A 25,555-nucleotide genomic window follows, 5' to 3' on the forward strand; every position below is an offset into this window, starting at 1 on the left:
GCGATGATGACAAAGACCCGCAGCCTCATCGCGAAATTCCGCCGCTTTACCGCAAACCGGCGCGGCGCGGCCGCGATCGAATTCGCGCTCGTCGTTCCGATGATGCTGGTGATGTATCTCGGCACGCTGGAGATTTCGGGCGCCGTCTCGATCAACAAGAAGGTGTCGCGTATCGCCGCCACGGTGGCCGACCTCGTGACCCAGCAGACGGAAACCAACAAGACCGACCTGAAGGGCATGCTGGAAATCGGCGAGTCGCTTCTGTTTCCCTATACCGCCGAGAAGCCTAGGATCACGATCACCGCGATCAATGTGAACTCCTCCTATCCGACCGGCGGCAAGGTTGCCTGGGCGCGGCGCTACAACAAGGGCACGTTCGACGACGCCGGTCTGAACAAAAACCAGAACACCTGGGTTCCCGACGACCTGCGCATCGACGGCACGTTTCTGGTGCGCGTTGACGCGGAACTCGACTATGTCCCGATCGTTCACTGGCTGATCGGCGATACGACGGGCAAGTTGAAAGACGGCGTCGGCGTGATCGAGATGAGCGAACGCTATTTCCTGCGCCCGCGTCTCGGCGCGTCCATTCCCTGCACCAACTGCTGAACCTCGCGCCGGTGCGCCGGTGCGACAGGCTAGATCCCTCACCTTGTTTCCGCCGATTGGCGATGCCATCTTCCGTGTCCGACCGGCCGATCGGCCGCATCCGGCAATGCAATCTGGCAGGCTGATCTCATGAAGCGCGCATTTCTCTTCGTCCTCGATTCCGTCGGCATCGGCGGTGCCAACGACGCCGAGGCTTTCGGCGACACGGGATCGAACACGGTCGGGCACATCATGGAGCGCGCCGCGCACGGCGAGGCCGACGAAGCGGGCCTGCGCGAAGGCCCGCTGAAACTGCCCAATCTGGCGGCGCTCGGCCTTTTCCACGCGCTCGACGCGGCCTCGGGACATCCGCTGGCCGAAGCTTCCAAGGCGCCAACCGTCACAGGTTTCTGGGGCGCGGCGGACGAAGTGTCGAACGGCAAGGACACGCCCTCCGGCCACTGGGAGATCGCCGGCGTGCCGGTGCGCTTCGACTGGGGCTATTTTCCCGACGAGATTCCCTGCTTCCCGCAGGACCTGCTCGACACGATCTACAAGGAAGCGGGCCTTAAGGGTTCACTCGGCAACAAGCATGCCTCGGGCACGGAGATCATCGCCGAGCTCGGCGAGGAGCATGTGAAGACAGGGCTGCCGATCTTCTACACGTCCGCCGATTCCGTCTTCCAGATCGCCGCGCACGAGGAAGCCTTCGGCCTGCAGCGTCTCTATGAACTGTGCGAAATGGTGCGCACCCATGTCGATGCGCTGAATATCGGCCGCGTGATCGCGCGCCCCTTCCTCGGAAGCAGCGCGGAGGATTTCGAGCGAACCGGCAATCGGCGCGACTATTCCGTCCTGCCGCCGGAACCGACGCTTCTCGACCGGCTGACCGATGCGGGCGGGCGCGTGCTCGCTGTCGGCAAGATCGGCGACATCTTCGCCCATCAGGGCATTACCAAGCTGCGCAAGGCGACCGGCAACATGGCGCTGCTCGATGCGACGCTGGAAACGATGGACGAGGCGGGCGACCGCGACCTCGTCTTCACCAATTTCGTGGATTTCGACATGCTCTACGGCCATCGGCGCAATGTCGCCGGTTATGCCGCTGCGCTGGAGGCATTCGACCGGCGGCTGCCGGAACTGACGGCGAAGCTGCGGGACGGCGACCTGATGATGATCACCGCCGACCATGGCTGCGATCCGACATGGCGCGGCACGGACCACACCCGCGAACGCGTGCCGATCATCGGCACGGGGCCGGGATTGCAGCCCGGGACGATCGGTGTCCGGCCGAGCTATGCCGACATGGGCGAAACCATCGCCGAACATCTCGGTCTCGCCGCCGGACCGCACGGGACATCGTTCCTCTCCACCATCGCCGATGCCTGAACTGCCGGAGGTCGAGACCGTTCGGCGCGGCCTGCAGCCGGCTATGGAAGGCGCGCGCATCGGCGATGTCGAGTTGCGGCGGCCCGATCTTCGCTTTCCGCTGCCTGAGGGGATGAAAGCGGCGCTGGAAGGCCGGCGGATCGTCGCGCTCGGGCGGCGCGCAAAATATCTCACCGTCGAGCTGGACGACCGGAGCGTGCTCGTCTGTCATCTCGGCATGTCCGGCTCCTTTCGCATCGAGACAGACGACGGGGCCGCGATGCCGGGGGACTTCCACCATGCGCGCGGCAAGCTGGCGGCGCATGATCACGTGGTCTTCCATCTCGCGCGCGCTGACGGTGCGGCGTGCCGCGTGATCTACAACGATCCGCGCCGCTTCGGCTTCATGTTCCTGACCGACCGAAACGGCATGGCGGAGCATCCGCATCTGAAAAATCTCGGGCTGGAGCCGACGGGAAACGCGCTGGATGGCGCGGCGCTGGCGCGGATGCTGGCCGGTCGCCGGACACCGCTGAAGGCGGCCCTGCTCGACCAAAGCGCGATCGCCGGTCTCGGCAACATCTATGTATGCGAGGCGCTGTGGCGCGCCGGACTGTCGCCCAAACGCGCGGCAGGCACGCTGGTGCGCCGCGACGGGACGCCGACGCAACGCTGCATACGCCTGGCCGATGCGATCCGCGCGGTCATCGCCGACGCCATCGCCGCCGGCGGATCGTCGCTCAGGGACTATATGCAGGCCGACGGAACTCTCGGCTATTTCCAGCATTCCTTCGCCGTGTACGACCGTGAAGGCGAAATCTGCCGCAGCGACGGATGCGGCGGGACGATACGCCGCATCGTCCAATCGGGGCGCTCGACTTTCTACTGTCCGGCGTGCCAGAAGTAGCCGGTCCAACGGCATGTCGAACGGGGAGACGAAGATGGCCTACGACACGATCCTGACAGAGAAACGCGGCGATGTGGCCCTGATCACGCTGAACCGGCCCGACGCGCTGAATGCGCTGAACTCGAAGCTCCTGGAAGAATTGCTCGACGCGGTCGGCAAATACGACAAGGACGCCAAGATCGGCGCGATGGTGATCACGGGATCGGCCAAGGCCTTCGCCGCCGGCGTCGACATCAAGGAAATGCAGTCCCACACCTATGTCGACGTCTATATGGGCGACTTCATCTCGGGTTGGGACCGGTTCGCGGCGACCCGCAAGCCGATCATCGCGGCCGTCTCCGGCTATGCGCTGGGCGGCGGATGCGAACTGGCGATGATGTGCGACTTCATCATTGCCGGCGAGGGCGCGAAATTCGGCCAGCCGGAAATCACACTCGGCGTCATGCCGGGCATGGGCGGCACGCAGCGCCTCACCCGGGCCATCGGCAAGGCCAAGGCGATGGAAATGTGCCTGACCGGTCGGCTGATGAACGCCGCCGAGGCGGAGAGCTCCGGCCTCGTGGCGCGGGTCGTGCCCGATCACGATGTCATCGAGGAAGCGATGCGCGCCGCCGGCAAGATCGCCTCCTTCTCCGCGCCGGTCGTTCTGATGACCAAGGAAACGGTCAACAGGTCGTTCGAAACGACGCTCGCCGAAGGGCTTCGCTTCGAGCGGCGGGTCTTCCATTCGATGTTTTCGCTGGAGGACCAGAAAGAGGGCATGGCCGCCTTCGCGGAGAAGCGTTCGCCGAGCTTCAAGAACCGTTGACGACCCGGTGATTTGCGCGTATAGACCGCGCACCTTGGCGGCCAACCGGTCGCCATTACGTTTTTAGCTGCCCTGACTGGCGCCAACGCCGCCGCGGGGACCCGGAAAAAAGAAAGAGGACACCATGGCCAATACAGTCTCGGCCAAGAAGGCGACGCGCAAGATCGCACGCCGCACCGCGGTGAACACGAACCGCCGCTCCCGCATCCGCTCCTTCATGCGCAAGGTCGAGGAAGCGATCGCAGCCGGCGACGCCAAGGCGGCAAGCGACGCGCTGAAAGCCGCGCAGCCGGAGATCATGCGTGCCGCTTCCAAGGGCGTGCTGCACAAGAATACGGCGTCGCGCAAGATCTCGCGCCTGGCGTCTCGCGTGAAGGCGATTGCAAGCTGATTTCCATTAGCTGGCAAAATGATTTTTTCGAGCCCGGCCCTGCCGGGCTTTTTTGTTGCCGGGCGGCGAGAAGCCACCATTTGTGGAAACCGAGTTTTGCGTTCTGGCGCAAAGCCTTAGGCGGCGACGCCCACATGAACAGGATCGCGACGGATGTCGCGAAACTGTCGCCTGATTTTCGGTCGTTTTAAAAAAACAAATAATTACAATAACTTATAATCGCATCCTCCACGTGGATAACCCCATGTGGAATCCCTCTCCCAAAATCTTACGATGAGAAATAATTAAAAAATTAGATTCCCGACGGGGGCTCTCCGGAGCCAAAATCTAAAGTCGTGGAATCACAATTGTTTAGGTTTACACAAGGCTCGAATCGCATCAGCCGACGTCCGATTTGGTCCGCTTTGGAGATTAAAAATCGGTAAACACGACTTGCTTTCGCATGCCGCTTTTCGCTATCTTGAGGCCATCAGACAAGACGCTCAAACAGACGTCGGCGCGCTTCTCCGCAGGGTTCTTTTTTCGGGATCCAGGGCGCGAAGACGGCAGGGTTTTGTCTAACGACAGGCACTTCGCCTGTCACTCCAAACGAGAACGAGAACAGCCTCGGGGACCGTCGGTTTCGCGACCGGTGAACGGTGGGGCTATGCCGTGGGGGCGCCGGGCAAGAGATAGACGACCGACAGTGGCTATTCCGCGACGGGCAACGCGGAATCGACGACCACACCCAACACATACCGATGAATACTGGCGACAGAGAGAGGGTCGATGAGATACGATAGCGGGCGCATCAGCGGACGGAACGAGGGACCGGCCAGCATACCAGCAATAATGATTGGAAAACGCGCAACACAATCGGCCTCGACTTCGATCAAGGGGGAAATTTTGAGCGACGACAAGATGGACGGGCCGGACACCACTCCAGACGATTTCGAGAACGATACTCCAAAACGAAAAGCGGCTTTCGACCGCGTGCAGCAGCGATTGCGCGCCAAGCTCGGCGCCGATGTCTACAACAGCTGGTTCGGCCGCCTGAAACTGGATTCGGTCAGCCGCAACGTGGCGCGGATGTCCGTGCCGACGGCCTTCCTGCGGTCGTGGATCAACAGCCATTATATAGACGACCTTCTGGCGCTCTGGACGGAAGAGGTTCCGCAGATCATGCAGGTCGAGATCGTTGTGCGCAGCGCGACGAAGCCTGCGCATATCCGTCCCGAGGACGCGAAGAACCCCGGCCTTGCCGCCAAGAAGACCTCCGTGCAGCCGGTCGCCCGCGCCGTATACAACCAGGACCGGGCCAAGGCGGCGCGCAGTGGCGGCTTCGCCGAGCAGAACGCCAATGGCAAGCTGATCGGCTCGCCGATCGACTCGCATTACACCTTCGACAATTTCATCGAGGGCAAGTCGAACCGCGTCAGTCTCGCCGCAGCCCGCGCGGCCGCCGACCAGGGGGCCAATTCGGCCCGTTTCAACCCCCTGTTCATCTATGCCTCGGTCGGCCTGGGCAAGACGCACCTTCTGCAGGCGATCGCCAACGGCGTGCTCGCCGACGAGCCCAAGAAGCGCGTCGTCTACCTGACCGCCGAATATTTCATGTGGCGTTTCGCCAGCGCCATTCGCGACAACAATGCGCTCCTTCTCAAGGAAACGCTGCACGATATCGACCTCCTGATCATCGACGACATGCAGTTCCTGCAGGGCAAGAAGATCCAGTCGGAGTTCTGCCACCTGATCAACACGCTGCTCGACAGCGCGCGCCAGGTGGTCGTCGCCGCCGACCGGCCGCCGCATGAACTGGAATCGCTGGATGCGCGGGTGCGATCACGCCTGCAGGGCGGCGTTGCGCTGGAAATCGGCGCGCCCGACTACGACATGCGGCTCGCCATGCTGCAGCAGCGCCTCGAAAGCGCAAAGCGGGACGATTTGACGCTGGAGATCGGCAGCGACGTTCTGGATCACGTCGCCAAGAACGTGACCTCCAGCTTCCGCGAACTGGAAGGCGCCTTCAACCAGTTGGTCTTCCGTCACTCCTTCGAGCCGGACCTTTCGATCGACCGTGTCGACGACATTCTGGGTCATCTCGTGCGCGTCGAGGACAACCGCAAGATCCGCATCGAGGACATCCAGCGCGCCGTCTCGCGCCACTACAATGTGTCGCGCACGGACATGCTGTCCAACCGGCGTACGCGGGTGATCGTCAAACCGCGCCAGATCGCCATGTATCTGGCCAAGATCATGACGCCGCGTTCGCTGCCGGAAATCGGCCGCCGCTTCGGCGGGCGTGATCACACGACGGTGTTGCACGCGGTGCGAAAGGTGGAATCGATGATCGCCGAAGACGGCCAGCTCGCCAAGGAACTCGAGCTCCTGAAGCGACTGATCGAGGAATAACAAGCGGCCCCGGCGGCGCTTCGCCGGGACTGCGCTCTTTTCCCCAATCTTTGGCCGCGCCTCGTGCGCGGCCTTTTGCTGCGCGCTTGCTTTTCGGACCGCAAACCGCCACATTCGCGGTCCGATCCGGCGGGGACCCGGCGTCGACGGATTCGCCCGAATCCGCAGCCGCGCCACCCGTCATTCCGCCGGTCCATCAGTGATTTACCCAAGCGGACAGCGAACAATGCGTGTCACAATCGAGCGAGCCAACCTGCTGAAATCCCTGAACCACGTTCACAGGGTCGTGGAGCGCCGCAATACGATACCGATCCTTTCGAACGTGCTTCTGAAAGCCGACAGTTCGGCGCTGGAAATGAAAGCGACGGACCTCGACCTCGAGATCACCGAGGCTGTGCCGGCGGTCGTCGAACAGGCCGGCGCAACGACCGTCGCAGCGCATCTTCTCTACGACATCGTGCGCAAGCTTCCCGACGGCACGGAAGTCATGCTGTCGACGGATGCCGACGGCAATTCGATGACGGTGATTTCGGGGCGCTCGAACTTCAAGCTGCAATGCCTGCCGCAGTCCGACTTCCCGGAACTGACTGCCGGCGAGTTCACGCATACGTTCCGGCTCGAATCCGGGCAGTTGCGGGCGCTGATCGACCGCACACAGTTCGCGATCTCCACCGAGGAGACGCGGTACTATCTCAATGGCATCTACATGCACACGGCCGAAAGCGACGGCGACATGGTGCTGCGCGCCGTGGCGACCGACGGACACCGGCTGGCGCGCTGCGAGACTACTGCGCCCAACGGCGCCGAACAGATGCCCGGCATCATCATCCCGCGCAAGACGGTGGGCGAGTTGCAGAAGCTCGTCGACGATCCGGATGTCGCGGTGACCGTGGAACTCTCTGACTCGAAGATTCGCTTCACCATCGGCGGCATTGTGCTGACCTCGAAACTGATCGACGGCACGTTCCCGGACTATCAGCGCGTCATACCGACCGCCAACGACAAGGACATGATGGTCGACCGGCAGACCTTCGCCTCCGCCGTCGACCGCGTCTCCACCGTTTCCAGCGAACGCGGACGTGCGGTGAAGATCGCGCTCACCGACGGCCAGATGACGCTGACCGTCAACAACCCCGATTCCGGATCGGCGACCGAGGAACTGGCGGTGGGCTACGAAGCGGAACCGATGGAGATCGGTTTCAACGCGCGCTACCTTCTCGACATCACCAACCAGATCACCGGATCGGACGTGAAGTTCACGCTTGCCGATGCCGGATCGCCGACACTGATCATCGACACGGCGGACGAGAATTCGCTCTACGTGCTGATGCCGATGCGCGTCTAGGAGCGGGATCCGCGAACCGTGGGACGATGACGCCGGAAAGCCATCTCTCCGCGCTGAAACTGACGGCGTTCCGCAACTATGCGCAGCTTTCGGTCGCGTTCCAGCCGAAGCATATCGTGCTGACCGGGCCGAACGGCGCCGGCAAGACCAATCTCATGGAAGCTGTGTCGTTCCTGTCGCCGGGCCGTGGCCTGCGCCGCGCGCAATTGGCCGACGTGGCGAAGGCCGGGACCGAGAACGGCTTCGCGATCCACGCGACGCTGGAACGCGATGGCGAAAGCTATGCGATCGGCACCGGCACCGCGTTCGGCGACGCCGGGCAGCGCCGGCTGCGCATCAACGGCACCAACGCCAAGACCGCCGACGAACTGCTCGACCTGTGCCGCATCATCTGGCTGACGCCGTCGATGGACGGGCTTTTCACCGGTCCGGCCTCGGACCGGCGGCGTTTCCTCGACCGCATGGTGCTGGCCATCGATCCGGCGCATGGCCGCCGGGCGGCGGATTACGAAAAGGCGATGCGGCAGCGAAACCGGCTGCTCGACGAGCCCGCGACCGGCCAGACGGATGCCTGGCTCGCCGCGACCGAAACGCAGCTGGCCGCGCTCGGCTCGGCGATCATCGCGGCACGGCAGGAACTGGCGGGGTTGCTCGCGGGCATCATCGATGCGCGGCGCGACGGCGATGATCCGTTTCCGACGGCCACGCTCGCGCTGGTCGGCACGATGGAGGAGGCCGCGCGCGAGGGCATGGCGGCAGGCGAAATCGAGGACCGGCTCGTCGCCGACTATCGCGACGGTCGGTATCGCGACCGGGCGGCGGGACGCACATTGTCGGGACCGCACCGCGCCGAATTCGCCATCCGCCACACGGAAAAGGACATGGAGGCAGCGCGCTGCTCGACCGGCGAACAGAAGGCGCTTCTCGTCGGGCTAGTGCTCGCCCACGCAAGCCTGACGCGCACGGTTTCCGGCATGGCGCCGATCATGCTACTCGACGAAATCGCGGCGCATCTCGATCCGGCACGCCGCGCCGCCCTGTTCGACCGCATCGACGATGTCGGCGGACAAGCCTTCATGACCGGCACCGACCGGGCGCTGTTCGATGCGCTGGCCGACCGGGCGCAGCATTTCCGGGTCGAAAACGGCGCCCTTGCGGCGGAAGCGGACCCGACATGAATGACGACAAGGCCTTGAAGCCCGACGAGATCGAGCGCTATGCGCGCCACATCATCCTGTCCGAGATCGGCGGCGCCGGCCAGCAGAAGCTGAAGAAGGCGCGCGTCCTGGTCATCGGCGCGGGCGGCCTCGGCAGCCCGGTGCTTCTCTACCTGGCGGCCGCGGGGGTCGGCACGTTGGGCGTGGTCGATGACGATGCGGTGAGCCTGTCGAACCTGCAGCGCCAGATATTGCACGGAAGCGGCGATATCGGGCGGCCCAAGACCGAGAGCGCGGCGCATGCGCTCGGCGAGGTCAATCCGCTGGTCGAAATCGTCGAACATCGCGCGCGGCTGACGGCGGACAACGCGTCCGCGATCATGAAGGACTACGACATCGTGGTCGATGGCTCGGACAATTTCGGGACGCGCTACCTCGTGGCGGACATGGCGGAGGCGCTGGCGATGCCGCTGGTCGCGGGCGCGCTCGGCCGTTTCGACGGCAGCCTGACCGTGCTTGCGCCGCACGAGACGGACGCCGAGGGCGCGCCCAATCCGCGTTACCGCGACCTGTTTCCCGAGCCGCCGCCGGACGGCACGGTGCCGACCTGCGCGGAGACCGGCATTCTCGGCGCGGTCGCTGGCGTAATCGGCACGCTGCAGGCCGTCGAGACGCTGAAACTGATCACCGGAACGGGCGAACCGCTGGTCGGAAAGCTCCTGCTTTATGACGCGCTATCGGTTCGGTTCCAGACGATGACTTACCGGCGGCGCGGGTGAGCGCCATGTCAGCGTCCGATTTCATTTTCCGCCCCTTCGAGACGATTGTCCGTCCGCTCGACATTCCCTATGAGCCGCTTCCGGCGAGCGGGCCATTCGCCCTTCTGGCGCATTTCGCGCGGATGTTTCGCGGTGTCCTGGCGGCCGTGGCCTTGCTGATGGTGACGGTCGAGGGAATCAACCTCGCCACCATCTGGGGTATCTCGTTCGCCGTCGACGGTGTCGGGGCGAAGGGCGCTTCCGCGTTCCTGTCAGAGGAATGGCCGATCCTTGCGCTTCTCGGCTTTCTCATCGTTCCCGTGGTGCCAGTGCTCATCTTTCTCGCCAACACGTTGAACTCCCAGGTCGTCGCCGTCAGCATGCCGGCGGCAATGCAGTGGCAGGGGCACAAGGCGGTCGAGCGGCAGGATCTCGCCTTCTTCCAGGACCTGTTCGCCGGGCAGGTGGCCTCGCGTATCTCGCAGGTCGCTTCGGCCGTGCAGCAGCAGATCGTCGTCGCCTTCTATTCCGTTCCGTATTTCCTGGTGCAATTCGTCGGCTCGCTCGTCCTGCTCGCCACACTGTCCTGGCCGCTTGCGATACCGGTCTTCATATGGATCGCCGCCAACGTCACCCTCGCCGTCGTCGCGGTGCCGCATTTTGCGGAACGCTCGCGCCATGCCGCCCGCGCGCGCAGCCTCGTGGTGGGTGCGATGACGGACCTCTACGCCAATATCCAGATGGTGAAGCTGTTCGCCGCCGAGGACAGCGAAGCAGGCGCGATGCGCGGCGTGATGGGCGAATCGATCCGCACCCAGCAGATGGAACGGCGCCTGCATTTGACGACCGACAGCACTGTCGTGGTTTTCAATGCGCTGCTGTTAGTCGCCAATATCGCCATCGGGTTCTGGGGCCTCGTCGCCGGTTTCGTCACGACAGGCGAATTCGTCGCCTCGATCGCCATCGTGCAGCGGCTCAGCGCGAATTCGCGCGCCTTCCTGCAGATGGGCCAGCAGATCTTCCGCGCGGTGGGCACGATCCGCGACGCCATGCCCGTGGTCACCACGCCGCCGACGATCGTCGACGCGCCGGACGCCAGGCCACTCGTTGTGAGCGAGGGCGCGGTCGAGTTCAGCGGCGTCCGGTTCGAGTACCGCGAGGGACAACGCGTCATCCGCGACCTGTCGCTGTCGATCCGGCCCAGCGAAAAGGTCGGGCTGGTCGGGCTGTCGGGCGCGGGCAAATCCACGCTGGTCAGCCTTCTGCTTCGTTTTTTCGATGTCGAGGGCGGCGCAATCCGGATCGACGGCCAGGATATCCGCGACGTGACCCAGGAGAGCCTGCGCGACAGTATCGGCGTCGTGACGCAGGATGTGTCGCTGCTCCACCGGTCGGTCGGCGACAACATTCTCTATGGCCGGCCGGAGGCGACGCACGAGGAGATGGAACACGCCACCGCGCTCGCCGAGGCGGACGGGTTCATCGCCGATCTGGAAGACGGCGAAGGCCGCACCGGCTTCGATGCCTATGTCGGCGATCGCGGGGTGAAGCTCTCGGGCGGACAGCGGCAGCGCGTCGCCATTGCACGGGTGCTTCTCAAGGACGCGCGGATCCTCGTTCTCGACGAGGCCACGTCGGCGCTCGACAGCGAGGCGGAAGCGGCGGTCCAGGACAAGCTGGCGCTGCTGATGGAAGGCAAGACCGTGATCGCGATCGCGCACCGTCTCTCGACGATCGCCAGCATGGACCGGATCGTCGTCCTCGACGAAGGCCGCATCGCCGAAGAGGGAACGCCGGCGGCGCTTCTCGAGCAGGACGGGCTGTACGCCAAATTGTGGAAGCGACAGACCGGCGGCTATATCCCGGACACGATCGACCCGGCATAGGCCATCGGTCGGGACAAAAAGACGACGCCTTCCCGACACTTGACGTTGCGGAAGCGTGGCGGTTGGATGCGGCTCCGAGCCAGTGAGGAGCATGCATGACCATTCGTCCCACCATCTACCACATCCCGGTCTGCCCGTTTTCGCAACGGCTGGAGATCTTGCTGGCACTGAAGGGCTGCACCGGCGACGTGGCGTTCAGCGTCGTCGACATTACCAAGCCACGCGACCCGGAATTGCTGAAGAAGACGCGCGGCACGACGGCCCTGCCGGTTCTGGAAACGCCCGACGGGCGCATCCTGAAGGAAAGCCTCGTCATCCTGCGCTATTTCGACGAGGTTTTTGGAACCCCGGTTCGGCGAAGCGACCCGTTCGAACATGCGGTCGAAAACATGCTGATCGCAAAGGAAGGTCCGTTCACGGCGGCGGGGTATCTCTTCGTCATGAACCAGGACCGGGCGAAACGCGACGCGTTCAACGACAAGCTGCTGGCGCTCTACCGGGACATCAACGGCTTTCTTGTGGAACACAATCCCGGCGGCACGTTTCTCTTCGACGACTTCGGACTGGCCGAGGCCGTGTTCACGCCGATGTTCATGCGGTTCTGGTTCCTCGACTATTACGAGAATTTCGAGTTGCCGTCGGGTGAGGAATACGACCGGGTGCGCAAGTGGAAGGCCGCCTGTCTGGAGCACGAGGCCGCGCAGCAGGTTTCATACGAGGAAATCGTCAAGAGCTACCACGACTATGCGCTCGGCGCGGGCAATGGCGCGCTGCCGAAAGGCCGCTCGGTCTCAAGCTTCGTCTTCACGCCTGACTGGAAGGACCGGCCCTGGCCGCCGCGCGACAAATACGATGCGGCCGCGACCGACGCGGAGCTGGGGCTGGTCTGAGGCTTACACCATCGACGGCAGGACGCGGTCCGGCGGGCGGTCGCCATCGGCCATCATGCGGATATTGATGATGACCTTTTCGCCCATCTCGATGCGGCCTTCGATGGTTGCCGAGCTCATATGTGGCGAGACGACGACCTTGCCCTTGCGGGCCAGTTCGCGCAGGCGCGGGTCGAGGGTCGGCTCGTTATCGAAGACATCGAGGCCGGCGCCGGCGATACGATCCTCCTCGATCAGCCGGATCAGCGCGTTCTCGTCGATCACGTCGCCGCGCGAGGTGTTGACGATATAGGCCGTCGGCTGGAGCAGTTCGAGCCGGCGCGCGGACAGGAGATGGAAGGTCGCCGGTGTGGACGGGCAGTTGACCGAGACGATGTCCATGTGGGCGAGCATCTGGTCGAGGCTTTCCCACCAGGTCGCGCCAAGCGCGGTCTCGATCGCCTCCGACATGCGCTGGCGATTGTGATAGTTGATCGACAGGCCGAATGCGCGGGCGCGCCGCGCCACCGCGATGCCGATGCGGCCGAGGCCGACGATGCCGAGGCGCTTGCCGGAAATTCGGCGGCCGAGCATCCATGTCGGCGACCAGCCCTGCCATTCGCCCTCACCCGTCAGCACAGCCGCGCCCTCGGTGAGCCGGCGCGGCACGGCGAGGATCAGCGCCATGGTCATGTCGGCCGTGTCCTCGTTGAGGACGTTGGGCGTGTTGGTGACAGTCAGGCCGTGGGCGTGGGCCTCCTTGACGTCGATATTGTCGACGCCGTTGCCGAAATTGGCGATCAGCTTCAGTTGCGGGCCGGCCCTGCTGATCAGCTCGGCGTCGATCCTGTCGGTGACGGTCGGCACGAGCACCTCGGCGATGCCCATCGCCTCGGCCAGTTCCTCGCGCGACATGGGCCGGTCGGTCTCGTTCAGACGCACATCGAACAATTCGCGCATCCGGACCTCGACGGCCTCCGGCAGCTTGCGCGTGATGACGACCAGCGGTTTTCGGCTCAGGGGCATTCGCACTCCCTAGGACGCACTCTTTCTTGTTCCAGCCCGGGACAAGTGTTGAGTGCTCATTAACCAATGTGGGACCAAAATAGAATTCGGCCCGTTCGCCGTTCTCTAGCAAGGCGGCCGGGCCATGACAAAGAGTTTTGCGCGCGTCCGCGACGCTCCCCTCCGCAGCACCGCGACCGCCCGGAAAATCGAAAGGCCGAGACCGCATGTATTCCCGTTTCTTCCTCTCCGCCGCGCCGAAAGCCGCCATTGCCCTCGCCATCGCGCTTGCCGCCTTCGCGACCGCCGCGCCGGCGACCGCACAGCAGACCGGTTCGATCAATCGCGGTGCGAGCGGATTGCCGCTGCCGCGTTACGTCAGCCTCAAGGCGACGAAGGTGAACATGCGCGTCGGGCCAGGGTCGGACTACTCGGTCGCCTACCGGTACCTGAAGAACGGCATTCCGATGGAGATCATCCAGGAATACGACAACTGGCGCCGGGTGCGCGATGCGGACGGCACCACGGGGTGGATCCACAGCTCGCTGCTTTCGGGCGAGCGCACGGCCATCGCTTCGCCCTGGCGCGAGGAAAATTCCCCCGACGACACGGTGATCCTCTACAACACGCCTGCCGCCGCAGCCGGCGTGGTCGCCTATCTGGAACCGGGCGTTGTCGGCAAGATCGCATCCTGCGACGGCGCCTGGTGCGAGCTGGAAGTCGGCTATGAAAGCCGCAAGCTTCGCGGCTACGTCAACCAGGCGGAACTCTGGGGCGCGTATCCGGACGAAGTCATCAAGTAGAAGAGAAAGCCCGCGGCTCAGCGCTTGCGGCGCAGCCGGATCACCACATCGATATTGGCGACTTCCATGCCCTCGGGCGGCTCGGGCAGGTTTTGAACCGAGAGGCTCGAGACAGGAACGTCGATCACCTCGCCATCCTCCTCGACATAGAAGTGATGGTGGTCGGAGGTGTTGGTGTCGAAATAGGTGCGCGAGCCCTCCACCGACAGAATGCGAAGCATGCCCGCATCGGTGAACTGGTGCAGCGTGTTGTAGACGGTCGCAAGCGAGACGGGCACGCCGGAGGCGAGCGCCTCGCCATGCAGGTCCTCGGCAGCGAGATGGCGATCACCCTGAGCGAATAACAGTTCAGCAAGCGCAACGCGTTGCCGCGTCGGCCGAAGCCCCGCGCTCTGCAGTTTGTGCCTGATCTCCACCCCAGACTCAGCCAATTCCTCGTCCAATTCCCGCATAACGTGTTTCAACTTGCGTGCAAAACAGCGAATTTTTCTGTCCCTTGCAGTGGTCTTCATATATTCGCTATGGCTTGAACGATCAATAGGCGCGGGTCCGGAGGAACCCTCCCGCGACGCCTGAAAGAACACGAAGGGAAGAAGCGGCCGATGGCTGACCAGAAATCCAGCTATACATTCGAGGAGTTGATGACCTGCGCTCGCGGCGAGATGTTCGGTCCGGGCAATGCGCAGCTGCCGGCTCCACCGATGCTCATGGTCGACCGGATCACCAATATCAGCGAGACCGGCGGCGAGAACGACAAGGGTCAGATTCGCGCGGAATTCGACATCAAACCCGATCTCTGGTTCTTCCCCTGCCACTTCATCGGCGACCCGGTGATGCCCGGCTGCCTTGGCCTCGATGCGCTCTGGCAATTGACGGGCTTTTTCCTCGGCTGGCTTGGCGAGCCCGGCAAGGGGCGCGCAATCTCGACGGGCGAGGTCAAGTTCAAGGGCATGGTCACGCCGAAGACGAAGCTGGTCAGCTACGAGATCGACTTCAAGCGCGTGATGCGCGGCCGGCTGGTGCTCGGTATCGCGGATGGCCTCGTCAAGGCCGACGGCGAAACGGTTTTTCAGGCGAAGGACTTGCGTGTCGGTCTGTTCCAAGAAAAAACGGCCTGACACAACGCAGCCTGCAGGGCCGCAGCGCCCTCCACACAAGCCAGGGAGCCTTTCATGAGACGCGTCGTCGTTACAGGGCTGGGTATCGTTTCATCCATCGGCAACAATGCCGAAGAGGTCACCGCCTCGCTGCGCGAAGCGAAATCCGGCATCAGTTTCTCTCCGGATTTCGCTGAACGCGGATTCCGCTGCCAGGTCTGGGGAGCGCCAACGCTCGACCCCAGCGAACTCGTCGACAGGCGGGCCATGCGCTTCCTGTCACAGGGCGCGGGGTGGAACCACGTCGCCATGGAACAGGCGATCGCCGATGCCGGGCTGACCACGGACACGATCACCGATGACCGGATCGGCATCATCATGGGATCGGGCGGACCGTCGACCCACACGATCGTCGAGGCCGCCGACATCACCCGCGAGAAAGGGTCTCCGAAGCGCATCGGGCCGTTCGCGGTGCCGAAGGCGATGTCGTCAACCGCATCGGCGACACTGGCGACCTGGTTCAAGATCCATGGCGTCAACTATTCCATCTCGTCGGCCTGCTCGACGTCGGCGCATTGCATCGGCAACGCCTACGAACTGATCCAGTGGGGCAAGCAGGACATGGTCTTCGCCGGCGGCCACGAGGATCTCGACTGGACGATGTCGAACCTGTTCGACGCGATGGGCGCGATGTCGTCGAAGCACAACGACACGGCCGCAACCGCCTCGCGGGCCTATGACGTGGCGCGCGACGGCTTCGTCATCGCCGGCGGCGCGGGTGTGCTGGTGCTCGAGGAACTGGAGCACGCCAAGGCGCGCGGCGCGAAGATTTATGCCGAGATCGTCGGCTACGGCGCGACCTCCGACGGTTACGACATGGTGGCCCCTTCCGGCGAAGGCGCGGTGCGCTGCATGCGCCAGGCGATGGCGACCGTCGACGGCAAGGCCGATTACATCAACACGCACGGCACCTCGACGCCCGTCGGCGACAGCCGCGAAATGGCGGCGATCCGCGAGGTCTTCGGCGAGGAGATGCCCTACATCGCCTCGACGAAATCGCTGACCGGCCACTCGCTCGGCGCGGCCGGGGCGCAGGAATCGATCTATTCGATCCTGATGATGCAGAACGGCTTTATCGGCGAGAGCGCCCATATCAGCGAACTCGATCCGGAGTTCGAAGGCATGCCGATCGTGCGCGAACGCATCGACAACGCCAAGATCGATACGGTGCTGTCCAACTCCTTCGGCTTCGGCGGCACCAACGCCACCCTGGTTTTCCAACGCCATAACGGCTGACCTGAGAGGAACTGCAAGCATGAACGGGTTAATGGCGGGAAAACGCGGCTTGATCATGGGAGTGGCCAACGACCACTCCATCGCCTGGGGAATCTCCAAGGCGCTGGCCGACCAGGGCGCCGAGATCGCGCTGACCTATCAGGGCGATGCTTTCGGCAGACGCGTGAAACCGCTGGCCGAGGAGATCGGCTCGAAACTGCTCATGCCATGCGATGTCGAGGACATCGAGAGCGTCAAAAGCGTTTTCGACACGCTGAAATCCGAATGGGGATCGATCGACTTCCTCGTTCATGCCATCGGCTTTTCGGATCGCAACGAACTCAGGGGCCGCTATCTCGACGTCACCACGCGGGCCAACTTCACGCGCACGATGGTGATTTCGGCTTATTCCTTCACCGAAGTCGCACAGCTTGCGGCACCGCTGCTCAACAAGGGCGGATCGGTGCTGACGCTGACCTATGGCGGATCGGTGCGCGTGATGCCGAACTACAATGTGATGGGTATCGCGAAAGCGGCTCTGGAGGCGATGGTGCGGTATCTGGCGGCCGATTTCGGCGAGGACGGGGTGCGCGTCAACGCGATCTCTGCGGGGCCGGTGCGGACGCTTGCGGGTGCCGGCATCGGCGACGCGCGACCGATTTTCTCATACCAGCAGCGCAATTCTCCTCTCCGTCGGACTGTCGACATCAAGGAAATCGGACAGTCGGCTCTCTATCTGCTGTCGGACATGTCCTCGGGCGTCACGGGTGAAATTCATTACGTGGATTCGGGGTACAACATCATGTCGATGCCGATGATGGACGAACTGCGCAAGCTCGACCCCAAATAGGCTGCCGCGACAGTCCAAAAAACGACTGTTAAGCAACGGCTTATTAGGGTTTGACGGGCAATCTTCGAAACGTTCGAGGTTGTCATGTCTAGTCGGTCTACCGTTGCACATTCGAGTCTTTTCCGGCTGATCACGATTTTTTCGAGCGGCTTCGGCGCCGCTTCACTCAGCCTCTGGGCGGTGATGATGAACCAGCTGGACGCTGCCGGCGCATCCGATTTCAACGCCATTTCAGCGATTATCGCCGGCCTGTCCGCACTTGCAGGGGCCGGCTGCGCACATGCCTATTTCATCGGCTCCGACGAAGCCTCGAAAGTCTACGAGGCCGCGCTCGCCACCGACTCCGCCACCGGCCTTCTTTCGCGCGAAGGTCTGGAAAAGGCCGTCACGGGCCTGGACGAATCCGGTGAGAGCCATATGCACAAGCTGATGCGCTGGATGCTCGTATCGATCGAGGTCGACACATTCCGCGACATCAATCAGGTGCATGGCGCGGAGACGGGTGACGAAATACTGCGATATATCGGCGACCGTATCCGCCGGCTGGTCGGCGATCTGGGCCCGGTGGCGCGGATCACCGGAAGCGAATTCGCCTTCGCGTTCCAGGTCAGTCATGACGAACGCGAACTGCATGCCGTGATGACGGCCGTGCTGGAAGAGATGGCCCGGCCGATCCGCCTGGGCCACCACGTGATACCGATCTTCTGCACAGCGGGCCTTGTCGAGCTTGGCCCGGAGAACCGTTCCATGGCCACCGCGCTGAGACGGACGAACCTGGCGCGCAGCAATGCGCGGGCGGGCGGGCTCGGAAACTGGGCCATCTACCATCCGGAGATGACCCGGTCAGACACCTACCGCAAATGGATCGAGAGCGAGCTTGCGAAGACTGTGCATACGCGAGATTTCGAACTGGTCTACCAGCCTCAGGTGCAGAGCATTTCGGGGGAGGTCGTCGGTTATGAGGCACTGTTGCGCTGGAACCATCCCGAGAAGGGCTACATCCCGCCCTCGGAGTTCATCTCTGTCGCCGAGAAATGCGGATTGATCGGTCAGATCGGAATGTGGGTGCTGAAACGCGTGTGCGAGGACATCGCCCGGTTCCCGCAGGATGTCACGATCGCCGTGAACGTCTCTCCGAAGCAACTGGAGTATCCGGACTTCGTCGCGCGGTTTTCAGAAGTGATGCGCGCTCACGGTGTCTCGCCGAAACGGATCGAACTGGAAGTCACCGAGAACATCCTGATCCTCGATCATTTTACCGTGCGCCGGAAGTTCCAGGAAATCCGCGATCTTGGCTGTGCGATCTCGATCGACGACTTCGGAACAGGCTATTCCAATCTCGGCTACCTGACCGAATTGCCCTTTACCAAGCTGAAACTCGACCAGTCGCTCGTGGCGCGGATCGGCGAGCACGAGAACGGCGCGGCTGTCATTTCCACGGTCGTCAATCTCGGGCATGCGCTCGGCGTCTCAGTGCTGGCCGAAGGCGTGGAAACGGAGGCGCAAAAGCTTCTCCTGGAGGCTGCCGGCTGCACGTTGATGCAAGGGTATTACTTCGGCAAACCGGTCGCAATCGAGGACACCCGCGAAGAGCACGACGAGCCCGAGAGCGTGCTAGCGTAAAGCTTCCACGACCTTGTAACCGGCTTCCACCGTTACTTCCTTCACGTGCCGGAACCCCTGCGTCAGCGCCTGCTCGTAGGGCAGCTTGCGGTTCGCGACCATCAGCAAACGACCGCCGGGCTTCAACGCCTTCGATGCCGCCGCGATGAAGGCCTTGCCAATATCCGGCTCCGACCCGCGGCCTGCATGGAAGGGCGGGTTCATGACGATCCAGTCGAAGCGGCGGTCGAGCGGTTCGGATGTCAGGTCGGCCCAATGCATTTCGAGCGTCACGTCGCCAAGGATATCCGCGAGATTGCGCCCCGCGGCCTGCAGCGAGGGATGATGCGCCTCGAAAAGCGCCAGGCTTTGCGGACGCCCATTCTCCAGCACATGCGCCGCCAGATAACCCCAGCCCGCGCCGAAATCGGCGACCGCGCCCTTGATGCGGTCATCGAAATGGCGCGCCAGCAGGATGGAGCCGGGATCGGGCCTGGTGTGGGAGAACATGCCCGGTGCGGTTTCGAAGCGGCCATCCACGGTGGCGGGCGCTGCAAACGCATCGGCGAAGGTCTCATCGCCCGGCGCGGCGAACCAGAAGACCGTGGCGTGGTGCTTGGCGAGCGAGCCTTCGATCGCGACGCGGTCTCCGGCCCATTTGCGCAAGCTGGCAATGCCGAGTGCCTTGTCGCCCGCGACGGCGATGGTGCCTCCGGGTTTCACAAGGCGGGCGGCACGCGCGAGCATCGCGTGGTTCTCGCCCTTGTGCTTGCCGGCCAGAACCAGCGCGGCAGCCAGGCTGCCATCTTGCGCATTTAGGTCGGCAGTCACGGCGAAACCGGCACGCTCCAGCGCGAGATAGTCCGGGCGGAAGCCCTGCTCGCACAAAAGCGCCGCCTTGAGTGCCGGGTCAGGCGCAGACAGCGGAACGGCGGCGTTGAGAAAAGCGACGCGCTCGCCTTCGCGCGGCGGGTCGATATCGCCGGACGACAGGGGCAGGAACAGGGTTTCGACAGCGCCGCTCATCTCGTGCCTCAAAGAAAAAACGCGGGGCAAAATGCCCCGCGTCGTTGTTCATTCCGGGATGAAAGGACCTACTCGGCCTTTTCCTCGCGCGGCTTTTCCTTGCCGGTCTCCTGATCGACGACCTTCATCGACAGGCGGACCTTGCCGCGCTCGTCGAAGCCCATCAGCTTGACGAAGACCTTGTCGCCTTCCTTGACGACGTCGGTAGTCTTGCCGACACGCTCGGGAGCGAGCTGCGAAATGTGGACGAGGCCGTCACGCGGGCCGAAGAAGTTCACGAAGGCGCCAAAATCGGCGGTCTTGACGACCGTGCCCTCGTAGATCTCGCCGACTTCCGGCTCGGCCACGATGGAGTGGATCCACTTCTTGGCCGCCTCGATCTCCTTGCCGGAGGCCGATGCGATCTTCACCGTGCCGTCGTCCTCGATGTTGATCTTCGCGCCGGTCTGCTCGACGATCTCGCGGATCACCTTGCCGCCCGAGCCGATGACGTCACGAATCTTGTCGACCGGGATCTGCAGCTGCTCGATGCGCGGGGCGAATTCGCCCAGTTCCGCACGGCTTTCCGACAGCGCCTTCGACATTTCGCCGAGGATGTGCAGGCGACCGTCCTTGGCCTGGTCGAGAGCGACGCGCATGATCTCCTCGGTGATGCCCTGGATCTTGATGTCCATCTGCAGCGAGGTCACGCCATTGGCCGAACCGGCCACCTTGAAGTCCATGTCGCCGAGATGATCCTCGTCACCGAGAATGTCGGAGAGGACGGCGAAGTCTTCGCCTTCCTTGATGAGGCCCATCGCGATGCCCGCGACCGGCGACTTCAGCGGAACGCCCGCATCCATCAGCGACAGCGAGGTGCCGCAAACGGTTGCCATCGAGGACGAGCCGTTGGACTCGGTGATCTCGGAGACGACGCGCAGCGTGTAGGGGAATTCCTCGGCGCTCGGCAGGAGCGGGTGCACCGCGCGCCATGCCAGCTTGCCGTGGCCGATCTCGCGGCGGCCCGGGGAGCCCATGCGACCTGCTTCACCGACCGAATAGGGCGGGAAGTTGTAGTGCAGCATGAAGGATTCCTTGTAGGTCCCGGTCAGCGCGTCGATGAACTGCTCGTCCTCGCCGGTGCCGAGCGTGGCGACGACGAGAGCCTGGGTTTCACCGCGGGTGAACAGGGCCGAACCGTGCGTGCGCGGCAGGATGCCGACTTCCGACACGATCGGGCGGACCGTCGAAAGATCGCGGCCGTCGATGCGGGTCTTGGTCTTGAGGATGTTTCCGCGGACCACCTTGGCCTGAAGCGACTTGAAGACCGAGCCGATCTGCTCGCCGGTCCATGCGGCTTCCTCGCCTTCGGCCGGCGCGAAATGCGCCTTCACCTTCGCCTTGGCGGCGTCGATGGCCTTGTAGCGGTCCTGCTTGTCGGTGATGGTGTAGGCTTCCGCCAGTTCCGAGGCGACGAGGCCTTCCATCTCGCCTTCGAGGGCGGAGAGATCTTCCGGCTGGAAATCGCGCGGCTCGTTGGCGGCGACTTCGGCCAGCTTGATGATGGCGTTGATGACCGGCTGCATCGAGCGATGGCCGAACATGACCGCGCCGAGCATGACATCTTCGGACAGTTCGTTGGCTTCCGACTCGACCATCAGCACGGCGTCCGTGGTGCCGGCGACGACCAGATCGAGTTCGCTTTCCTCCATCTCGTCGATATGCGGGTTGAGCACATACTCGCCGTTGATGTAGCCGACGCGCGCGCCGCCGATCGGGCCCATGAAGGGAACGCCGGAGAGCGTCAGCGCAGCGGAAGCGCCGACCATGGCGAGGACGTCCGGATCGTTTTCCAGATCATGCTGAAGAACGGTGAGGACGACCTGGGTGTCGTTCTTGTAGCCGTCGGGGAAAAGCGGGCGGATCGGGCGGTCGATCAGACGCGAGGTCAGCGTTTCCTTTTCCGACGGGCGGCCTTCACGCTTGAAGAAGCCGCCGGGGATCTTGCCGGCCGCGAAGGTCTTTTCCTGGTAGTTGACGGTCAGCGGGAAGAAATCCTGGCCGGGCTTCGGCTCCTTGGCGGAGACGACGGTGGCCAGAACGACGCTCTCGCCGTAGGTGGCGATGACCGAGCCATGCGCCTGACGGGCAACCTTGCCCGTTTCGAGAATGAGCGGGCGGCCGCCCCAGTCGATTTCGACCTTGTGATGATTGAACATGTCTTGTCCTTGTTATGCGGAACGCATCCGCTGCGTTATCGCGCGGATCGCCCCTGTCTTCGTTCTGAACGAGCGACGGGCAAGACGACAGGATGCTTGGAACGGTCTCAAGCAGCCGGCAATCCTGCCCCGAAGCTCCCTCGGGTCTGGCGGCGGCACCAATGTCCGCCGGCCGGTGTTTTCCGGTTAATGCCCCGGAATGGCAAAGACGGACCGGCAGGACCGGTCCGTCAATTTGTTAGCGGCGAATGCCGAGTTCGGAAATCAGCGTCTGATACCGTGCCACGTCGATGCGCTTCACATAGTCCAGAAGGCTGCGGCGCTGCGAAACCATCTTCAGGAGGCCACGGCGGGAATGGTTGTCCTTCTTGTGGCCCTTGAAGTGTTCGGTCAGGTTGGTGATCCGTTCGGTGAGGATCGCCACCTGGACTTCCGGCGAACCTGTGTCGCCTTCCTTGGTCGCGAATTTCTGGATAAGTTCGGCTTTGCGCTCAGGCGTAATCGACATCGTGTGTCCTTTCTATTTCGGGGCCAAGCCCCTTTTTTGTTCGGGTGAGCCGCCCTGTGCCGGGATGTCGTCCAGCAGGGGCCGTGTTTCGCATTTCGGGAATGCTGGCGCGCATATAAGCGATGAAAGGCCAAATGTCGAGGGTTTCCGGAGATACCGCTCGACATGGCGCTTCGCTGGCTAGCGCGCGCTGACGATCTTGACCTCCAGAAAATCCTCGATGCCCCAGCGGCCGCCCTCGCGGCCATTGCCGGACTGCTTGTAGCCGCCGAAGGGATGGCCGGCGGAGAAGCCGGCGCCATTGACGCGGACCATTCCGGCGCGCAGTTGCCGCGCGACGCGCTGGCCCTTTTCGGCGTCGCCCGTCGAGAGATAGGCAGCAAGGCCGTAAGGCGTGTCGTTGGCGATGGCGACAGCCTCTTCCTCGCCCTCGAAGGGGATCATGACCAGCACCGGACCGAAGACCTCCTCGCGTGCGATCGTCATCCCGTTATCCACGTCGGCGAAGACCGTCGGGCGCACATAGTAGCCGCGATTGATACCGTCGGGGCGGCCCATGCCGCCCGTGACAAGCCGCGCGCCTTCCGAAATGGCGGTCTCGATCAGGCCCTGGACCTTGTCGAACTGCGCCTGCGAGACGAGCGGGCCGATATGATCTCCATGCTCGCGCGGATTGCCGACGCCGACGGCCTCGGCGGACTGCCGGGCAAGATCGACCGCTTCTTCGTAAACCGGGCGTTCGACCAGCATGCGGGTCGGCGCATTGCAGGACTGGCCGGTGTTCTCCATGCAGTGATCGACACCGCGGCGGATGGAGCGCGGCAGGTCGGCATCGGCGAAGATGATGTTGGGCGACTTGCCGCCAAGCTCCAGCGTGACGCGCTTGACCATTTCGGCCGCGCCCCTGGAAACGGCCGTCCCGGCGCGGGTGGAGCCGGTGAACGACATCATGTCGATGTCGGGGTGGTTGGACATCGCCTCACCAACACCCGGGCCGTCGCCATTGACGAGATTGAAGACACCGGCCGGGAAACCCGCCTCGTCGACGAACTCAGCGAACAGGAGCGCCGAGAGCGGCGCGATCTCCGAGGGTTTCAGGATGCAGGTGCAGCCGGTCAGGAGCGCCGGATAGACCTTCAGCGCGATCTGGTTGATCGGCCAGTTCCACGGCGTGATGAGGCCGCAGACGCCGATCGGCTCGCGCACGATCACCTGTCCCTCGGCGAAGGGTTCTTCCCATGCGATGTGCTTCGCGCCTTCGAGGAAGCCGCTCATATGCCACGGGCCGCAGGCCGCCTGGTCGTTGGTGGCGAAATCGATCGGCGCACCCATTTCCAGCGAGATCGCCTCGCCGAGCTCGCCGATGCGGCGCTGCATGACGGCGTCGAGCTTTTCCAGCAGCGCGATGCGGGTTTCAAGCGGCGTCGCCGCCCAGGCCGGGAAAGCGCGGCGCGCGGCCGCGACGGCAGCGTCGACATCGGCTTTCGCGCCCAGCGAAATGACGGCGCAGGCCTCTTCCGTGGCCGGATCGATGACGTCGCAATCATTGGGCGCGCGCGGCGCGACCCATTTGCCGTCGATATAGAAATCCCGTTTCTCGATCATGGTGAGATCCTTTCGTTTGTTCATTTCGCTACACCAGCACAAAGCCCATGCGAGACGCTATCGGCGCAGCGATCCTGCAGGTCGCATTCTTGCGATCCCGCACGGCAGGTCAGGTCTTGATGACGCGGCGCGGCCGGAACTCGCCGCCGGCGATCTCGCCGATGGCGATCAGCCTGCCGTGTTCGAAAGCACAGGCGTCTTCGGCGGGCAGCGGCGCGTCGCGGCCGCGCAGAATCACCGGATTGCCGAGACGAATGCGATTCGCCTGATCGCCCGACATGACGACCTGCGGATAACCGTCCATCGCCTCGCCAGTATCCAGGAGAACCGGATCGAGCGCCGCGAACCGCGCCTTCAGGCGCTCCTCGACAATTTCATCCTCCTCACCTTCGGAGGCCACGGCCGCTTCGGCCTCGGCGACGGCCTTTTCCAGTTCCTCGAGCGAGACCGCGTCTTCCTCATCGAAGGGTTCGACGACCGTGCGACGCAATTCGACGACATGGCCGTAGCAACCGAGATCGCGCCCCATGTCGCGGGCGAGCGCACGGACATAGGTTCCTTTGCCGCAATCGACCTCGAAGGCGGTGCGTCCGTCTTCGTGGCTGACGATCTCCAGGCTCTCGATCTCGACCTCGCGGGCCGGGATATCGACGGCTTCGCCCTCGCGGGCGAGATCATAGGCGCGCTCGCCGGCGATCTTGATCGCCGAATAGGCCGGCGGCTTCTGCTGGATCGTGCCGGTGTAATCGCCGAGGATCGCCTCGATGGCATCGCGGGCCGGACGGTCTTCCGAGGTCTTGAGCACCTCGCCCTCGGCATCGTCGGTCGCCGTCTCCGAGCCCCACGCGACAGTGAAGCGATAGACCTTGGCGCCGTCCATCACGTAGGGCACCGTCTTGGTGGCCTCGCCGAGCGCGATCGGCAGGATGCCAGAGGCCAGCGGATCGAGCGTGCCGGCATGCCCCGCCTTCTCGGCCTTGAACAGCCATTTGATCTTCGAGACGGCGTCGGTCGACCCCATGCCGAGCGGCTTGTCGAGCACCAGCCAGCCCGATACCGGACGGCCCTTTTTCTTTCTGCGACCCATGTTTTTCCTGTCCGTTCATGCATCCGCCGGC

The 25,555-nt window shown here is 63.6% G+C and carries 23 protein-coding genes; 16 read left to right on the top strand and 7 right to left on the bottom strand.

From position 1 onward, the window contains the following. Nucleotides 1-3 precede the first annotated feature (3 nt). From LC343_RS20870 to LC343_RS20920, 11 genes are all read left to right on the top strand, one after another. Nucleotides 4-609, top strand: a complete 606-nt coding sequence (locus tag LC343_RS20870; protein WP_223479119.1) for a TadE/TadG family type IV pilus assembly protein — start codon at nucleotides 4-6, stop codon at nucleotides 607-609. Nucleotides 610-738: 129 nt separating this feature from the next. Continuing rightward, nucleotides 739-1,977: a phosphopentomutase gene (locus tag LC343_RS20875; protein ID WP_223479120.1), complete on the top strand. Its 1,239-nt coding sequence runs from the start codon at nucleotides 739-741 to the stop codon at nucleotides 1,975-1,977. Continuing rightward, nucleotides 1,970-2,863: a bifunctional DNA-formamidopyrimidine glycosylase/DNA-(apurinic or apyrimidinic site) lyase gene (mutM, locus tag LC343_RS20880; protein WP_223479121.1), complete on the top strand. Its 894-nt coding sequence runs from the start codon at nucleotides 1,970-1,972 to the stop codon at nucleotides 2,861-2,863. The genes LC343_RS20875 and mutM overlap by 8 nt, the downstream gene beginning before the upstream one ends. Nucleotides 2,864-2,897: 34 nt before the next feature. Then, nucleotides 2,898-3,671 carry an enoyl-CoA hydratase gene (locus tag LC343_RS20885; protein WP_223479122.1) on the top strand — a complete coding sequence of 258 codons (774 nt, stop codon included), beginning with the start codon at nucleotides 2,898-2,900 and terminating at the stop codon, nucleotides 3,669-3,671. 124 nt (nucleotides 3,672-3,795) lie between these two features. Continuing rightward, nucleotides 3,796-4,062 (top strand): 30S ribosomal protein S20, encoded by a 267-nt coding sequence (rpsT, locus tag LC343_RS20890; RefSeq protein ID WP_223479123.1) that lies wholly within the window; start codon nucleotides 3,796-3,798, stop codon nucleotides 4,060-4,062. Nucleotides 4,063-4,830: 768 nt separating this feature from the next. Next, on the top strand, nucleotides 4,831-6,453 hold the full coding sequence (dnaA, locus tag LC343_RS20895) for a chromosomal replication initiator protein DnaA (RefSeq protein WP_428982635.1): 1,623 nt from the start codon (nucleotides 4,831-4,833) through the stop codon (nucleotides 6,451-6,453). Nucleotides 6,454-6,679: 226 nt separating this feature from the next. Continuing rightward, on the top strand, nucleotides 6,680-7,798 hold the full coding sequence (gene dnaN / locus LC343_RS20900) for a DNA polymerase III subunit beta (protein WP_223479124.1): 1,119 nt from the start codon (nucleotides 6,680-6,682) through the stop codon (nucleotides 7,796-7,798). Between the two features lie 26 nt (nucleotides 7,799-7,824). After that, complete coding sequence (recF, locus tag LC343_RS20905) at nucleotides 7,825-8,976, top strand: DNA replication/repair protein RecF (protein WP_223479125.1); 1,152 nt, start codon at nucleotides 7,825-7,827, stop codon at nucleotides 8,974-8,976. Then, nucleotides 8,973-9,734, top strand: a complete 762-nt coding sequence (locus tag LC343_RS20910; RefSeq protein ID WP_223479126.1) for a HesA/MoeB/ThiF family protein — start codon at nucleotides 8,973-8,975, stop codon at nucleotides 9,732-9,734. Before recF ends, LC343_RS20910 begins: the two co-directional genes overlap by 4 nt. A gap of 5 nt (nucleotides 9,735-9,739) precedes the next feature. Continuing rightward, nucleotides 9,740-11,599 carry an ABC transporter ATP-binding protein gene (locus LC343_RS20915; RefSeq protein ID WP_223479127.1) on the top strand — a complete coding sequence of 620 codons (1,860 nt, stop codon included), beginning with the start codon at nucleotides 9,740-9,742 and terminating at the stop codon, nucleotides 11,597-11,599. A gap of 95 nt (nucleotides 11,600-11,694) precedes the next feature. Next, nucleotides 11,695-12,489, top strand: coding sequence for a glutathione S-transferase family protein (locus LC343_RS20920; protein ID WP_223479128.1), 795 nt, complete (start codon nucleotides 11,695-11,697; stop codon nucleotides 12,487-12,489). Nucleotides 12,490-12,492: 3 nt separating this feature from the next. Here the strand turns inward: LC343_RS20920 and LC343_RS20925 are convergent, their stop codons facing one another. Continuing rightward, entirely contained in the window at nucleotides 12,493-13,494 is a 1,002-nt protein-coding gene (locus tag LC343_RS20925) for a 2-hydroxyacid dehydrogenase (protein WP_223479129.1), read from the bottom strand. 206 nt (nucleotides 13,495-13,700) lie between these two features. On the opposite strand from LC343_RS20925, the gene LC343_RS20930 reads away from it, so the two are divergent. Next, nucleotides 13,701-14,276: an SH3 domain-containing protein gene (locus LC343_RS20930; RefSeq protein ID WP_223479130.1), complete on the top strand. Its 576-nt coding sequence runs from the start codon at nucleotides 13,701-13,703 to the stop codon at nucleotides 14,274-14,276. A gap of 17 nt (nucleotides 14,277-14,293) precedes the next feature. Here the strand turns inward: LC343_RS20930 and irrA are convergent, their stop codons facing one another. Beyond that, complete coding sequence (gene irrA, locus LC343_RS20935) at nucleotides 14,294-14,728, bottom strand: iron response transcriptional regulator IrrA (RefSeq protein ID WP_223479131.1); 435 nt, start codon at nucleotides 14,726-14,728, stop codon at nucleotides 14,294-14,296. 150 nt (nucleotides 14,729-14,878) lie between these two features. Here irrA and fabA point away from each other — a divergent pair, with 150 nt between their 5' ends. The 4 genes from fabA to LC343_RS20955 all read left to right on the top strand — a co-directional run bounded on the left by fabA (nucleotide 14,879) and on the right by LC343_RS20955 (nucleotide 19,121). After that, nucleotides 14,879-15,394, top strand: coding sequence for a 3-hydroxyacyl-[acyl-carrier-protein] dehydratase FabA (gene fabA / locus LC343_RS20940; RefSeq protein ID WP_223479132.1), 516 nt, complete (start codon nucleotides 14,879-14,881; stop codon nucleotides 15,392-15,394). A gap of 54 nt (nucleotides 15,395-15,448) precedes the next feature. Continuing rightward, nucleotides 15,449-16,669, top strand: a complete 1,221-nt coding sequence (fabB, locus tag LC343_RS20945) for a beta-ketoacyl-ACP synthase I (protein WP_223479133.1) — start codon at nucleotides 15,449-15,451, stop codon at nucleotides 16,667-16,669. Between the two features lie 19 nt (nucleotides 16,670-16,688). Further along, entirely contained in the window at nucleotides 16,689-17,498 is an 810-nt protein-coding gene (gene fabI / locus LC343_RS20950) for an enoyl-ACP reductase FabI (protein WP_223479134.1), read from the top strand. 84 nt (nucleotides 17,499-17,582) lie between these two features. Further along, nucleotides 17,583-19,121: a putative bifunctional diguanylate cyclase/phosphodiesterase gene (locus tag LC343_RS20955; RefSeq protein ID WP_223479135.1), complete on the top strand. Its 1,539-nt coding sequence runs from the start codon at nucleotides 17,583-17,585 to the stop codon at nucleotides 19,119-19,121. Here LC343_RS20955 and LC343_RS20960 read toward each other — a convergent pair. The 5 genes from LC343_RS20960 to truB all read right to left on the bottom strand — a co-directional run bounded on the left by LC343_RS20960 (nucleotide 19,113) and on the right by truB (nucleotide 25,524). Continuing rightward, nucleotides 19,113-20,126 (bottom strand): class I SAM-dependent methyltransferase, encoded by a 1,014-nt coding sequence (locus LC343_RS20960; protein ID WP_223479136.1) that lies wholly within the window; start codon nucleotides 20,124-20,126, stop codon nucleotides 19,113-19,115. The two genes, LC343_RS20955 and LC343_RS20960, sit on opposite strands and share 9 nt — an antisense overlap. A gap of 68 nt (nucleotides 20,127-20,194) precedes the next feature. Beyond that, nucleotides 20,195-22,324, bottom strand: a complete 2,130-nt coding sequence (gene pnp, locus LC343_RS20965) for a polyribonucleotide nucleotidyltransferase (RefSeq protein ID WP_223479137.1) — start codon at nucleotides 22,322-22,324, stop codon at nucleotides 20,195-20,197. Between the two features lie 238 nt (nucleotides 22,325-22,562). Further along, the gene (gene rpsO / locus LC343_RS20970) at nucleotides 22,563-22,832 is read right to left on the bottom strand and encodes a 30S ribosomal protein S15 (protein ID WP_223479138.1); all 270 of its coding nucleotides are present in this window, start codon (nucleotides 22,830-22,832) and stop codon (nucleotides 22,563-22,565) included. A 180-nt stretch (nucleotides 22,833-23,012) separates the two neighbouring features. After that, nucleotides 23,013-24,437 carry an aldehyde dehydrogenase family protein gene (locus LC343_RS20975; RefSeq protein ID WP_223479164.1) on the bottom strand — a complete coding sequence of 475 codons (1,425 nt, stop codon included), beginning with the start codon at nucleotides 24,435-24,437 and terminating at the stop codon, nucleotides 23,013-23,015. Nucleotides 24,438-24,546: 109 nt separating this feature from the next. Next, nucleotides 24,547-25,524 carry a tRNA pseudouridine(55) synthase TruB gene (gene truB / locus LC343_RS20980; RefSeq protein ID WP_223479139.1) on the bottom strand — a complete coding sequence of 326 codons (978 nt, stop codon included), beginning with the start codon at nucleotides 25,522-25,524 and terminating at the stop codon, nucleotides 24,547-24,549. Nucleotides 25,525-25,555: the final 31 nt, after the last annotated feature.

The sequence above is a fragment of the Oricola indica genome, from assembly GCF_019966595.1.
GTDB lineage: Bacteria > Pseudomonadota > Alphaproteobacteria > Rhizobiales > Rhizobiaceae > Oricola > Oricola indica.

Excerpts from the sequence above, each read along its gene's own strand:
- rpsO (WP_223479138.1), bottom strand. The coding sequence starts at position 22,832 with ATGTCGATTACGCCTGAGCGCAAAGCCGAACTTATCCAGAAATTCGCG.
- mutM (WP_223479121.1), top strand. The coding sequence starts at position 1,970 with ATGCCTGAACTGCCGGAGGTCGAGACCGTTCGGCGCGGCCTGCAGCCG.
- fabB (WP_223479133.1), top strand. The coding sequence starts at position 15,449 with ATGAGACGCGTCGTCGTTACAGGGCTGGGTATCGTTTCATCCATCGGC.
- LC343_RS20870 (WP_223479119.1), top strand. The coding sequence starts at position 4 with ATGATGACAAAGACCCGCAGCCTCATCGCGAAATTCCGCCGCTTTACC.
- LC343_RS20960 (WP_223479136.1), bottom strand. The coding sequence starts at position 20,126 with ATGAGCGGCGCTGTCGAAACCCTGTTCCTGCCCCTGTCGTCCGGCGAT.
- fabA (WP_223479132.1), top strand. The coding sequence starts at position 14,879 with ATGGCTGACCAGAAATCCAGCTATACATTCGAGGAGTTGATGACCTGC.
- dnaA (WP_428982635.1), top strand. The coding sequence starts at position 4,831 with ATGAGATACGATAGCGGGCGCATCAGCGGACGGAACGAGGGACCGGCC.
- LC343_RS20885 (WP_223479122.1), top strand. The coding sequence starts at position 2,898 with ATGGCCTACGACACGATCCTGACAGAGAAACGCGGCGATGTGGCCCTG.
- fabI (WP_223479134.1), top strand. The coding sequence starts at position 16,689 with ATGAACGGGTTAATGGCGGGAAAACGCGGCTTGATCATGGGAGTGGCC.
- LC343_RS20955 (WP_223479135.1), top strand. The coding sequence starts at position 17,583 with ATGTCTAGTCGGTCTACCGTTGCACATTCGAGTCTTTTCCGGCTGATC.
- truB (WP_223479139.1), bottom strand. The coding sequence starts at position 25,524 with ATGGGTCGCAGAAAGAAAAAGGGCCGTCCGGTATCGGGCTGGCTGGTG.
- rpsT (WP_223479123.1), top strand. The coding sequence starts at position 3,796 with ATGGCCAATACAGTCTCGGCCAAGAAGGCGACGCGCAAGATCGCACGC.
- recF (WP_223479125.1), top strand. The coding sequence starts at position 7,825 with ATGACGCCGGAAAGCCATCTCTCCGCGCTGAAACTGACGGCGTTCCGC.
- LC343_RS20930 (WP_223479130.1), top strand. The coding sequence starts at position 13,701 with ATGTATTCCCGTTTCTTCCTCTCCGCCGCGCCGAAAGCCGCCATTGCC.
- LC343_RS20975 (WP_223479164.1), bottom strand. The coding sequence starts at position 24,437 with ATGATCGAGAAACGGGATTTCTATATCGACGGCAAATGGGTCGCGCCG.
- LC343_RS20910 (WP_223479126.1), top strand. The coding sequence starts at position 8,973 with ATGAATGACGACAAGGCCTTGAAGCCCGACGAGATCGAGCGCTATGCG.
- irrA (WP_223479131.1), bottom strand. The coding sequence starts at position 14,728 with ATGCGGGAATTGGACGAGGAATTGGCTGAGTCTGGGGTGGAGATCAGG.
- LC343_RS20925 (WP_223479129.1), bottom strand. The coding sequence starts at position 13,494 with ATGCCCCTGAGCCGAAAACCGCTGGTCGTCATCACGCGCAAGCTGCCG.
- LC343_RS20920 (WP_223479128.1), top strand. The coding sequence starts at position 11,695 with ATGACCATTCGTCCCACCATCTACCACATCCCGGTCTGCCCGTTTTCG.
- dnaN (WP_223479124.1), top strand. The coding sequence starts at position 6,680 with ATGCGTGTCACAATCGAGCGAGCCAACCTGCTGAAATCCCTGAACCAC.
- pnp (WP_223479137.1), bottom strand. The coding sequence starts at position 22,324 with ATGTTCAATCATCACAAGGTCGAAATCGACTGGGGCGGCCGCCCGCTC.
- LC343_RS20875 (WP_223479120.1), top strand. The coding sequence starts at position 739 with ATGAAGCGCGCATTTCTCTTCGTCCTCGATTCCGTCGGCATCGGCGGT.
- LC343_RS20915 (WP_223479127.1), top strand. The coding sequence starts at position 9,740 with ATGTCAGCGTCCGATTTCATTTTCCGCCCCTTCGAGACGATTGTCCGT.